This is a genomic window from Gimesia sp., assembly GCF_040219335.1.
Lineage (GTDB): Bacteria > Planctomycetota > Planctomycetia > Planctomycetales > Planctomycetaceae > Gimesia.
The window spans coordinates 252,916-264,982 of record NZ_JAVJSQ010000014.1 but is presented as its reverse complement, the minus strand read 5'-3'; the positions used below and the strand labels follow the sequence as shown (position 1 = coordinate 264,982).

Sequence of the window (12,067 nt, the reverse complement as noted above, 5' to 3'; positions counted from 1 at the left end):
TCGTGCGCGCTCAGTACGCAACCTGCCTGAATCTGCAGGCAGGCTGGTTGCTCTCGGTGTCAAGCGTACGGTAGCTCAGAAATCAGGGTTTCACCCAGGCGCCGCTACGGTTGCTCTCGACAATCGCCTCGATCACTCTCATGTTGGCGACAGCATCGGTGAGTGGTGTGGGCACCGCGGTATTGTTGAGAATGGCCAGCGAGAACAGATCGCCCTGGATACTGTATTGATTGCACAGATCCAGTTTGACCTCGGCGATGTCAGTGCCCGTCTGGTGCCAGACACGACAGGGGCGGTCGATCGGCGCATTGAAGGGGATTTCAATCTCCACGCGTCCCTGGGTGCCATGAATCTGCACTCTTTGATAGGGGTTGAGCTGTGTTGAGCAGGTGAAAGTAGAGGTCCCTCTGCCGAAGTCCAATGTGGCCGAGGCCAGTCGATCGGTCCCCAGCTCGCTGTCGTATTCCACGATCCCCGAGACGCGCTGCGGTTCCTCGTCAAAGATAAATCGTGAGAGTGAGATAGGATAGCAGCCGATGTCCATCAGTCCGCCACCACCGATTTCACTCTGGTTGCGAATGTTCTGCGGATCGTCGTTGAAGTAGGCAAAGAAGGACTGAATCGTGCGCAGCTCGCCGATCGTACCGTCTGTCACCAGCTTCTTAGCCAGCTGCCACTGGGGGTGATGGCGATACATGAAGGCTTCCATCACTTTCAGTTCGGGATGCGCTGCAGCGCAGTCGACCAGCTGCTGGCCTTCGTTGGAGGAGAGCCCGATCGGCTTTTCGCACAACACATGTTTGCCCGCTTCGATGGCCTTGATGGACCAGGGGACATGTAGATGGTTGGGCAGGGGATTGTAGATCGCATCGATGTCCGGGTCAGCCAGCAGTTCTTCGTAAGAACCGTAGGCACGGGGGATTCCCAGCTCGGCAGCAGCCTGCTCAGCCTGGTCGAGCGTCCGGGAAGCGATCGCGCTGATTTCACAATGTTCTCCCTGCTGCATGGCTGGGATGACCTGTACGGTGCCGATTTTTGCGGTGCTTAAGATGCCCCAGCGAATGCGATTGCTCATAAACGAAGCCGCCTCTGTCCAGGTGTGAGTGGATGTGATGTGTTCGAGTTGCTGAATCTGCATTCATCATGCAGCATTGCTGGCGGAGTGTAAAGGCACTGGAGATGCAACGGAATCGAATGTCTTCTGCACAGAAACTCTACATTGAAACTGTTGGGGAGGAGAACACCGTAAACAGATGCTGTGGTCGGGTTCCGTCTACTGTGTGATGCGTTCACTTTCGCCGGGATTTTCTGATTCTCGACAATGAGACTGTCATCTGTCCGGGCTGTAAGAAGGGGAGTTGTCTTAGTAATTGGATGATAAAGTCCTTTATAAGGGCTTGTACTGCGATTTTGCAGGGAGAATGGCAGAATCGCCAGAAGTACAGCAGTCGTGGCTTGTCCCCAATAATGAGAATTTCAAAACCGGCGACTCCCGACTCCAAGAAACTTTCCTTAACCTGACGCTGAATGGATTGCTTACATCTCCCCTTACATCTATTGTGCGAAAATAGATGGGGTATCATCTCTCCAAACCGGTTGAAAAGTCCGCCGCGACCATCGATTGACTCATCAATCTCCAAGACACGTTCTGTCTGTTTCAGGTTGGTCCGGCTCGAAAGGTCTTGTCAGGTATATCAAAAATGGATCGTTTTCTGTTTCCAAAATGGACAAATACGATTGTTCCAGTGCTAGGTGCGCTGGGGGCGATTGGTGTCCTGTATGTTGTTGGTATGGTTGCATTTGGGGCGAGTCCGGAGACGACGGACGTCGGTTATCAGCCCGAGCAGCCACTCCCCTTCAGTCATGCTCTGCACGCAGGTAAGCTGAAACTGGACTGTCGCTACTGTCATAACACAGTTGAAGTGGCCGGCCACGCTGCTGTGCCTCCCACCGCGACCTGTCTGAACTGCCACTCTGGTGCAGACGCCAACGGGGTGGTTAACACTGTTGCCATTCACTCGACCAGTCCCAAGCTGGCTCCCATCCGGGAAAGCCAGGCGACCGGAAAGTCGATGCAGTGGCGTCGTGTGCATGACCTGCCGGACTACGTGTACTTCAACCATAGTGCTCACGTTCGTCGTGGTGTGAGCTGTGTTTCCTGCCATGGTCGCGTTGACAAAATGGAAAAGGTTACACAGGTTAAGCCGTTGAGCATGGGCTGGTGTCTGGAGTGTCATCGGCACCCTGAGCCGAATCTGCGTCCACCTGAGCTGGTAACGAAGCTCGACTGGAAGCCCGAAGGGGATCCGGAAGAAGTGGGTGCAAAGATTCGGAAAGAATTGAATTTGAATCCTTCTACTAATTGTTCTACGTGTCACCGCTAAGGGGTTCGGTTGTGGATAAAAAGTATTGGCGAAGTCTGGGTGAGTTGCATTCCACGCCGGAATTTGAAGAGATCTTGCATCGCGAGTTTCCCGTGGCCGCTTCGGAGTATCCGGAAGGTGTTTCGCGGCGTCGCTGGATGCAGATCATGGGTGCTTCCGTTGCTCTGGCCAGTGTGTCAGGGTGTCGCTGGGAAGATGAGAAGATTTCACCGAGCGTGTCTCGTCCCGAAGGGATGATTCCCGGTGAGCCTCAGAAATACGCGACCTTTGTTGAACTGGGTGGGCAGGCTCAAAGTCTGCTGGTCACCAGCTACGACGGGCGCCCGATCAAAGTCGAAGGGAATCCCGATTCGGCTCAAAACCGTGGTTCTTCCACGGCGCAGGCACAGTCAGAAACTCTGTCCCTGTACGATCCCGATCGTGCGGTCGGCGTGATTGAGCGTCAGGACGGAAATCGCTATGTCCGTGACTGGCAGGCGTTTCTGGCATATTCAGATAAAGTGCTGGGTCAGGCACGCGAGAACGGTGGGGCCAGGCTGCGAGTGCTCGCCGATCTCAGTACTTCTGTAACCCGAAAGGGGTTGCAGGACAAATTCGCAGCCATGTATCCCCAGGCGCGCTGGTTCGATTACGGAGCCGGTAACCGGGATAATGCTTACGCCGGTTCCCGTCTGGCGTTCGGCGAAGTTGTTCGGCCTCACTTCGATCTGAAAAAGGCGAATATCATTGTCTGTCTGGATGAAGATCTGCTGTCAGAGCATCCCGCCGGCATGCTGCACACCCGCGAGTGGGCCGCCCGTCGTGATCCCGCCGCTGGTCCGATGAACCGTCTCTACGTGGTTGAAAGCCGTTACACCACAACTGGTGTGGCAGCCGACCATCGTCTCCCAACTCGTTCGGTCGATCTGGGAGCGTTTCTGTCGAAGCTGGAATCTCAGGTTCAGGCACGTGTCGATGGGAAGAAGCCGGAAGCAGCCAGCGAAGAATACGCTGACAAAGTTCTCGCTGCGATGGCGGAAGACCTGGTGGCCAATCAGGGTTCCAGCCTGGTCGCGATCGGCGAGAATCAGCCCGCTGAATTGCACGCCCGCGTCCATAAGCTGAATGAGCAGTTGGGCAACGTTGGCGAGACGGTCAAGTACACGCAGGAGCCGCTGGCAACGGAACTTCCTTCTGTTGAAGCACTGCGGACGCTGACGGAAGAAATGCAGTCTGGTGCCGTCGAAACCCTGGTCATTCTGGGCGGAAATCCCGCTTACAATGCTCCTGGCGACATCGACTTTGTCTCTGCTCTCTCCAAGGTGCCGAACGCGATTCACCTGGGTGAGTACGAAGACGAAACTTCACTGCTCTGTCACTGGCACCTGCCCAAAACGCATCCGTTCGAACAGTGGGGTGATTCCCGGGCTTACGACGGAACTCTGTGCGTGGGGCAGCCACTGATTGAGCCTCTGCACGACGGGAAGTCAGAAGTCGAACTGCTGGCAATTCTGTGCGGCGACAAGCATCCGGTTGCTCTGGATCTGGTGAAAGAAGCCGTTAAGGGCTCGCTGGATTCCATGGCTGTCAACGCTTCCTGGCGTCGCTCGGTGCACGATGGTTTCGTGAAAGGCACATCGCTGCCTGCAGTCTCTCCCAAAGTGAAAGACCTGCCCGCTGCCAAGGCTGTTGAAACTTCCGACGAAGATCTGGAGCTGGTCTTCTATCTCAGCCCGAAACTGTATGACGGTCGCTTCGCCAACAGTGGCTGGTTGCAGGAAACTCCCGACAGCCTGAGCAAGATTACCTGGGACAACGCAGCCCTGATTGCTCCGAAGACCGCCGATGACCTGGGCGTCAAATTCGGTTCTGTCGTCAAGCTGATCCTGGATGGAAAGTCACTGGAGCTGCCCGTTTACGTGATGCCTGGTCAGGCTCCGAATTCGGTTGCCGTCGCTCTGGGCTACGGTCGTACCGCCGCCGGTCTGGTTGGCGGAGATGTCGCTCGCGATGTGAAACCTGTTGGTGAGAACGTGGCTGCACTGCAGGCTAAGGGCGCGATGAACTTCAAGACCGGTCTGAAAGTCGAAGACACCGGTAAGGAGTACGAGCTCGCTGTCACCCAGGATCACCATGCCATCGACACCGTTGGCGGCAACGAAGTCCTGGGCCGCGTCGGTCAGTTGGTCCGGGAAGGTACTCTGGGCGAGTGGGAAAAATATCCCGACTTCGCCGAACATCGGACACACCATCCGCCTCTCAAGTCACCCTGGGAAGAACTGTCTTACGACGGTCACGCCTGGGGGATGTCGATCGACCTCTCCAAGTGCGTGGGCTGTAATGCCTGTACCGTCGCCTGTCAGGCAGAGAACAACGTTCCGGTCGTCGGTCGTGAACAGGTCATCAACAGCCGCGAAATGCACTGGATGCGAATCGATCGCTACTTCACCGGTGACGACGTCAACAATCCCGGCGTAGCGACTCAGCCGATGCTCTGTCAGCAGTGCGAACTGGCACCCTGTGAGCAGGTTTGTCCGGTCGCTGCGACCGTGCACACCGACGAAGGTCTGAACGACATGGTTTACAACCGCTGTGTCGGTACCCGTTACTGTGCGAACAACTGTCCTTACAAAGTACGTCGCTTCAACTACTTCAACTTCAACAAGGTTTACGAAGAGCCACGCGGCAAGCTGCAGGCCCTGGTGCTGAATCCGGAAGTCACGGTACGTCATCGTGGTGTAATGGAAAAATGTACTTACTGTGTGCAGCGAATCAAAGCCGTTCAGATCGAAGCCAAGAACGAACAGCGGCCGATCAAAGATGGCGAAATCGTCACCGCCTGCCAGCAGGCCTGTTCTGCCAAGGCGATTGAGTTTGGCGACCTGAATAACGAAAACAGCCGCGTTGCCAAGGCCCATGCAAATCCGCGGACCTACACGGCACTCTCGGAACTGAATGTCAAACCTCGTACTTCTTACATGGCCCGGATTTCGAATCCACATCCGTCACTGGCACCTCCGGTTCCGGAACCTCATGGTCACGGTCATGGCGAACAGCATGCTGAAGCCGACGGTCACGGCGATCATGAACATGATGAGAAGCACGAAAAGAGTGAGAAACATTAAGGGTGGAGCAGGGCGGCAGAAACTCTCTGCTGCTGTGTGACAAAACGAATTACCAATCCGTTTGATTTTATAAAGTAAAGAACTGGAACTATGGCTTCAGTAGCATCCGAGCCAATTGACACAACAACGGAAGTTCCCGGCAAACGTACTCCGCTCGTCACCGGTGCACATGATTACGGAACCATCACGGATGCCGTCTGTCGGCTGGCCGAGTGTAAGGCTCCCCTCAGCTGGTACGTGGCACTGGCCGCTTCCGCCGCGCTGATGGGTATGCTGTTTGGGCTGGTGGGATACCTGATCATCACCGGTGTTGGTGTCTGGGGTAACCGCAGTCCTGTCTTCTGGGGCTGGCCGATCGTGAACTTCGTGTTCTGGGTCGGTATTGGTCACGCTGGTACGCTGATTTCCGCGATTCTGTTCCTCTTCCGGCAGGACTGGCGTACCGGGATCAACCGTGCTGCCGAAGCGATGACGATTTTCGCTGTGGTCTGTGCGGGTCTGTTCCCCGGGATTCACATCGGTCGTGTCTGGCTGGCTTACTGGCTCTTCCCGATTCCGAACCAGATGGCCATGTGGCCGAACTTCCGCAGCCCGCTGCTGTGGGACGTGTTCGCGGTTTCTACTTACGCTACCGTGTCGCTGCTGTTCTGGTACATGGGGATGATCCCCGACCTGGCCACCCTGCGTGACCGGGCCAAAAATAAAATTGCTCAGTTCGGTTACGGACTGTTTTCTCTCGGCTGGAACGGTTCTTCCCGTCACTGGCACCGCTACGAGCGGGCTTACCTGCTCCTGGCTGCTCTGGCAACGCCGCTGGTGCTCAGTGTGCATACCATCGTGAGTTTCGACTTTGCCGTTTCGCAGTTGCCCGGTTGGCATACCACGATCTTCCCGCCTTACTTCGTCGCGGGTGCGGTCTTCAGTGGTTTCGCCATGGTGCTGACACTGATGATTCCCGTACGATCCATCTGCGGAATCAAAGACTTGCTGACCGACCGTCACCTGGAAAACATGACCAAGGTGATCATCGCCACCGGAACCATGGTCGGTTATGCCTACGCCATGGAATTCTTCATCGCCTGGTACGGCGGTAACCGCTATGAAACATTCGCTTTCATCAACCGTGCATTCGGTCCCTACGCCTGGGCTTACTGGATCATGGTTTCCTGTAACGTAATCAGCCCGCAGCTGTTCTGGATTAAGAAAATCCGTACAACGCCGTGGATGATTTTTGTGGTCTGTATTTTTGTGAATATCGGTATGTGGTTCGAACGTTTCGTGATTACCGTCACCTCACTGAGCCGCGACTTCCTGCCTTCCAGCTGGGGTTACTTCAAACCGACTATTGTTGACGTGTTAATGTTGATCGGAAGTTTCGGTCTGTTCATGACGCTGTTCCTGCTCTTCTGTAAATTCCTGCCGATGGTGGCGATGGCAGAAGTCAAAAGTGTTTATCATGAACCCCACGGTCATGGCGATTATCAGCCAGAGATCAAAGACTAGAGGCAATCAGAACGGCTGTCAGACTGTATTTTGATACGGTATAAAACATGAGTATGAATAAAGAAATTATGGCGACCACGATCGAACATCCAGCTGAGAACAAAGTAGAACCCGAACTCCTGGGGTTGCTGGCCGAGTTCAATGATCCGGAATCCTTGATGGAAGCATCCCGGAAGGTGCGCGATGCCGGCTACAATCGCTGGGATACCCATACCCCGTTCCCGGTTCACGGGATCGACGAAGCCATGGGCATCAAATACACGATTCTGCCCTGGATCGTGGCTGCCTGTGGTCTGACCGGCGGTACCATTGCGATCAGCATGCAGTACTGGATGAACGCCGTTGATTACCCGTTCCTGATCAGTGGTAAGCCGCTCTTCAGTATTCCGGCCTGTATTCCGATCATGTTCGAACTCTCGGTTCTGCTGGCTGCCTTCGGTGCCTTCTTCGGTATGCTCGGCCTGAACCAGCTGCCCAAACTCTACAACCCGATTTTCAAATCGGATGCCTTCCGTCGTGCAACCAACGACCGCTTCTTCCTGAGTATGGATGCCAGCGATCCCAAGTTCTCCGAAATCGATACCGGGGAATTCGTGAAGTCGCTCAATCCTAACCATATGGAAGAATTCTGGTCAGATGTCGAATCACCGAAACTGCCGCGGAATTTGAAACTGGGCCTGAGCCTGTTTGGCGTCCTGATGCTGATGCCGATCGCCCTGGTTGCCTACAAACGGTCCACTGTGACCGATAATCCGCGGATCCATATCATCCCCGATATGGACTTCCAGCCCAAACTGAAAACACAGAATACCACGAATATCTTCGGCGACGGACGTGAAATGCGTCCGCACATCCCCGGTACGATTCCCCGTGGTCAGTATAAAGATGACAATATTCCCTTCTTCTACGGTCTGAAAGTTCTGCCGGAAGATCAGGATGTGATTACAATCGCCGCCCAGGACGAAGCGAAAGCCGATGAAGAGAAACCGGCTGAAGCAAAACCAGCAGAAGGAGCTAATGCAGACGCTCAGGCAGCAGCAGAAGACAAACTGGCTAACCTGCCATGGGTTACCGAGTTTCCGATCCCCGTCACCGATAAGATGATGGCTCGGGGTAAAGAACGCTACCAGATTTACTGTTCAGTCTGTCACGGTCTGGGTGGGGAAGGTGATGGTCTGGTGACCCTGCGAGCCATGGATCTGCAGCAGGGAACCTGGGTACGCCCGGCTTCTTACCATACCGACAATGTTCGTAAACAGCCTGTGGGACGCCTGTTCCACACGATCACCAACGGTGTTCGCAAAATGCCTGCCTACGGGCCGCAGATTCCGCCGGAAGATCGCTGGGCGATTGTGCTCTATCTGAAGGCCCTGCAGAAGAGCCATCAGGTCGACGCAGATACCCTGACAAATGATGAAAAACGAAAACTTCGGGACACCAAATAACAGGTTTCCTCTATAATTCACTGTTGAATATTATCTCGTTGTAAAACAAGAAACGTTATGCAAACCTCACACGACGCTGACAAAAAGATTACTGTGCAAACCCTGGATGAACTGGGGCCGCTTCCATTGAAGATCGCTCTGGGCTGCTCTGTCCTGCTGCCGGTAGCGTTCGTATTGGGGCTGGTCTTCAATCACGGTTGGGATCTGTTTGCTTTCTCTTACCTGCAGAGCACATTCTTTTGCCTGAGTATTTCACTGGGCGCGCTGTTCTTCGTGATGATTCAGCAGCTGACCCGGGCCGGTTGGAGTGTGGTCCTGCGGCGTATTTCGGAATTTCTCTCCCTGGGTGTGATTCCGATGGCTGTTCTGGTCCTGCCGATCGTGCTGCTGTCTCTGACTGGCAACGATACGCTTTACAAGTGGGCCAGTGCAGAGAACGTAGCTCAAGATACTCTACTACAGCATAAAGCGCCTTACCTGAATAACGGCTTCTTTGCGATTCGCTATGTGATTTACTTCGCTTCCTGGATTTTTCTGGCCCGGTTCTTCCTGAACAAATCGCTGGCACAGGATGAATCTGGTGATCCGGAACTGACGCTGCTCATGGAGCGTCGCAGTGGTCCCGCAATCCTGCTGTATGCGTTCACGCTGACCTTTGCCGCCTTCGACTTCATCATGTCGCTGGACGCTCACTGGTTCAGTACGATCTTCGGCGTCTACTACTTCGCCGCTGGTCTGGTCGGGTTCTTCAGTGTGCTGGCCATCAGTCTGGTCTTCCTGCGTAGCAAAGGGTTACTCAACGAACTTGTGACCGTCGAACACCTGCACGATGTTGGTAAGCTGCTGTTTGCCTTCAACTGCTTCTGGGCTTACATCGCGATTTCCCAGTACCTGTTGATCTGGTATGCGAATATTCCTGAAGAAACCACCTTCTTCCTGCCCCGTCAGACAAATGGCTGGGGAACTGTATCGCTGATGCTGGTCATCGGACACTTTGCAATTCCTTTTGTCTTCTTCATGTCACGCTGGATGAAGCGAAACCCCAAGACTCTCTGTTTCTGGGCCGTTTACCTGCTGATCATGAACTGGGTTGATATCTTCTGGCTCGTGATGCCTAACCTGGCCTTTGATGGAATGGATCCGGCAGTCTCGTTCCCGATGATCCTGATCAACGTCTGTTGTACAATTGGAGTCGGCGGAATCTTTGTGGCGACCATTCTGAAGCTGTCCGCTGGCAAATCAATCATGCCGGTTCGTGACCCGCGTCTGGAAGAATCGCTCGAGTTTCATAACATTTAAACATAGCCTGGTTACTCAGATCAGCCACTTTTAGGATAAGAGATAAAATTATGTCGAGTCATAAAGCAGCCTATGATGACCTCGATACGACGATGATCGCATTTGTCGGCGTCGTTGGAACCATCATTACCTTTTTCACGGTATTCGCTGTCGCCGCTTTGAGCTACTCGTTCGAGAAATCGGAAACGGAAGTCAAAGTCATCGAGGTGCCGGAAGTGACTTCGGACAGCGTCCTGGCAAACCAGGCCGCTGCCTTGTCGGAATACCGCTGGATTGATCAGGATAAGAATATTGCAGCCGTGCCCATTGATCGGGCTATGGAGTTCGTGGTTCAGGAGGAACAAGAGAAACAAAAGAAAAACAAAAACAAATCGCCATGAAACCGTTGCACACCTCCATCCTGACCCTGTTTGTCTGGGGACTGAGTGTCCTGCCAGTGCAGGCGGACCGGATGGAAAAAGCTCCTAAAAGTATCGAGAAACTGGACGTCATTGAGCACCTGGATACTCAATTGCCTCTGGATCTCAAATTTCAGGATAGTTCCGGGAAACCGGTAACCCTGGGCGACTACTTTAAAAAAGACCGTCCGGTTATCCTCTCGCTGAATTATTCCAACTGTCCCATGTTGTGTTCTCTGCAACTGACGGCACTGGTTCGGGGACTGAAGGATCTGGAGTGGTCTGCGGATGAGCAATATGATTTTGTTTCGGTGAGTATCGATCCTAAAGAGACTTACCAGAGAGCCAACCTGACCAGACAGAAATACTTTAAAGAATACGATCGTGCGGGAACTGCCGGAGGCTGGCATTTTCTGTGTGGTCGGCAAGAGTCCATCGATAAATTAGCGGATGCGATGGGAGTCCAATATCAGTATGTGGCGGAACGCCAGGAATATGCCCATCCGGCAGTCCTGCTGGTCTGCACTCCCGATGGACGCGTTTCCCGTTACTTATACGGAATTAATTTTCCGAAACAGACCCTGAAACTGGCGCTGGTGGAAGCGTCAGAAGGTAAAATCGGTTCCACCGTTGATCGTTTTTTACTGTTCTGTTTTCACTACGATGCAGACAGTGGTCGGTATGCTCCGACCGCACGGAATATCATGAAAATCGGCGGCTTTGCCACCGTCTTCATTCTGACTGTCGTTCTGATTCCCTACTGGAGGGGACGTAAGGGCAGGCAGGTTCTGGAGACAGGCGATGCCCAGACTCATGAGGTTCCACAGGAGACGAGGCACTTCTCGGCTCCCGAAAATTAGCGATATTGTGATTTAATCAGTTCTGGTTAATACCTGAAATTATTTAACACTCAACAGTTGATTGTGTGAATGCAGATGAAACTATTCATCCCTAACATGTTAGCAAATGCCGATGCCGGGTTCTGGTTCCCGCCGCAAGGTTCAACAGTGGCAGAACACAGCGATTCTGTCTACTTCTTCATTCTGTATGTCTGTACGTTTTTCTTCGTACTGATTGTCAGTCTGATGGTGCTGTTTATGGTCAAATACCGCCATCGACCTGGTGTCGAAGCCGAAAAGACCAGCACACACAATCTGACGCTGGAACTTTCCTGGTCCGTGATCCCGACACTGCTCACGATTGTGATGTTCTGGGTTGGCTTCACCGGCTACATCGATATGCGGACGCCTCCCAGTGACTCTTACGATATCAACGTGATTGCCAAGAAGTGGTCCTGGGCCTTTCAGTATCCCAACGGCTGGATCGAAAGCGAACTGCACATTCCCAAAGGGGAAAACGTCACGCTGACCATGGCTTCCGACGACGTGATCCACAGTCTGTGGGTTCCCGCATTCCGGACTAAAATGGACGTCGTTCCCGGGCGTTACACCCAGGAATGGTTCAAAGCCACACGAGCCGGTGAATACCCGCTGATGTGTGCCGAATACTGTGGTCAGAAACACTCTAACATGATCAGTAAAGTGATCGTACATGAAACCCGTGGCGACTTCGACAAGTGGCTGCAGCAGGCTTCTGACATTCACAAAAATAAAACACCGGTCGAAGCGGGTGAATATTTCTACAAAAGTCGTGGTTGCATCCAGTGTCACTCACTGGACGGCACACCCAAAAACGGACCGACCTTCAAAGGTCTGTTTGGTAGTGAGCGTAAGTTTGCAGACGGAAGTACCGGGGTGGCTGATAAGAATTACATCCGTCAGTCCATTCTGGAACCCCAGTCCCAGGTGGTGGCCGGATTCCGACCGATTATGCCGACCTTTAAAGGTCAGTTGACCGATCAGGACATTACGGCGATTATCGCCTTTATCGAAGCTCAGAAGTAAAACGGGCGACTGACGTCGCTGATACAATAA

General features: G+C 53.5%; 9 protein-coding genes. 8 read left to right on the top strand and 1 reads right to left on the bottom strand.

Annotated elements, in window-relative coordinates:
• Nucleotides 1-82: 82 nt before the first annotated feature.
• Nucleotides 83-1,075 carry a Gfo/Idh/MocA family protein gene (locus RID21_RS12735; RefSeq protein WP_350189386.1) on the bottom strand — a complete coding sequence of 331 codons (993 nt, stop codon included), beginning with the start codon at nucleotides 1,073-1,075 and terminating at the stop codon, nucleotides 83-85.
• 625 nt (nucleotides 1,076-1,700) lie between these two features.
• Between RID21_RS12735 and RID21_RS12730 the strand changes: the two genes are divergently transcribed.
• The 8 genes from RID21_RS12730 to coxB all read left to right on the top strand — a co-directional run bounded on the left by RID21_RS12730 (nucleotide 1,701) and on the right by coxB (nucleotide 12,037).
• Entirely contained in the window at nucleotides 1,701-2,384 is a 684-nt protein-coding gene (locus RID21_RS12730; protein WP_145192633.1) for a cytochrome c3 family protein, read from the top strand.
• An 11-nt stretch (nucleotides 2,385-2,395) separates the two neighbouring features.
• The gene (locus RID21_RS12725) at nucleotides 2,396-5,488 is read left to right on the top strand and encodes a TAT-variant-translocated molybdopterin oxidoreductase (protein ID WP_350189364.1); all 3,093 of its coding nucleotides are present in this window, start codon (nucleotides 2,396-2,398) and stop codon (nucleotides 5,486-5,488) included.
• A gap of 90 nt (nucleotides 5,489-5,578) precedes the next feature.
• Nucleotides 5,579-6,991, top strand: a complete 1,413-nt coding sequence (nrfD, locus tag RID21_RS12720) for an NrfD/PsrC family molybdoenzyme membrane anchor subunit (RefSeq protein ID WP_350189362.1) — start codon at nucleotides 5,579-5,581, stop codon at nucleotides 6,989-6,991.
• A gap of 47 nt (nucleotides 6,992-7,038) precedes the next feature.
• On the top strand, nucleotides 7,039-8,436 hold the full coding sequence (locus RID21_RS12715) for a quinol:electron acceptor oxidoreductase subunit ActD (protein WP_350189360.1): 1,398 nt from the start codon (nucleotides 7,039-7,041) through the stop codon (nucleotides 8,434-8,436).
• Nucleotides 8,437-8,493: 57 nt separating this feature from the next.
• A complete protein-coding gene (locus tag RID21_RS12710) occupies nucleotides 8,494-9,735 on the top strand; it encodes a quinol:cytochrome C oxidoreductase (protein WP_145192624.1) in 1,242 nt (413 codons plus the stop codon).
• 50 nt (nucleotides 9,736-9,785) lie between these two features.
• Nucleotides 9,786-10,115 carry a hypothetical protein gene (locus RID21_RS12705; RefSeq protein WP_145192622.1) on the top strand — a complete coding sequence of 110 codons (330 nt, stop codon included), beginning with the start codon at nucleotides 9,786-9,788 and terminating at the stop codon, nucleotides 10,113-10,115.
• Nucleotides 10,112-10,993 carry an SCO family protein gene (locus RID21_RS12700; RefSeq protein ID WP_350189358.1) on the top strand — a complete coding sequence of 294 codons (882 nt, stop codon included), beginning with the start codon at nucleotides 10,112-10,114 and terminating at the stop codon, nucleotides 10,991-10,993. The genes RID21_RS12705 and RID21_RS12700 overlap by 4 nt, the downstream gene beginning before the upstream one ends.
• 75 nt (nucleotides 10,994-11,068) lie before the next feature.
• Nucleotides 11,069-12,037 carry a cytochrome c oxidase subunit II gene (gene coxB, locus RID21_RS12695; RefSeq protein WP_350189356.1) on the top strand — a complete coding sequence of 323 codons (969 nt, stop codon included), beginning with the start codon at nucleotides 11,069-11,071 and terminating at the stop codon, nucleotides 12,035-12,037.
• Nucleotides 12,038-12,067: the final 30 nt, after the last annotated feature.

Coding starts and splice junctions, on each gene's coding strand:
- RID21_RS12735 (WP_350189386.1), bottom strand. CDS start 1,075: ATGAGCAATCGCATTCGCTGGGGCATCTTAAGCACCGCAAAAATCGGC.
- RID21_RS12710 (WP_145192624.1), top strand. CDS start 8,494: ATGCAAACCTCACACGACGCTGACAAAAAGATTACTGTGCAAACCCTG.
- coxB (WP_350189356.1), top strand. CDS start 11,069: ATGAAACTATTCATCCCTAACATGTTAGCAAATGCCGATGCCGGGTTC.
- RID21_RS12715 (WP_350189360.1), top strand. CDS start 7,039: ATGAGTATGAATAAAGAAATTATGGCGACCACGATCGAACATCCAGCT.
- nrfD (WP_350189362.1), top strand. CDS start 5,579: ATGGCTTCAGTAGCATCCGAGCCAATTGACACAACAACGGAAGTTCCC.
- RID21_RS12700 (WP_350189358.1), top strand. CDS start 10,112: ATGAAACCGTTGCACACCTCCATCCTGACCCTGTTTGTCTGGGGACTG.
- RID21_RS12730 (WP_145192633.1), top strand. CDS start 1,701: ATGGATCGTTTTCTGTTTCCAAAATGGACAAATACGATTGTTCCAGTG.
- RID21_RS12705 (WP_145192622.1), top strand. CDS start 9,786: ATGTCGAGTCATAAAGCAGCCTATGATGACCTCGATACGACGATGATC.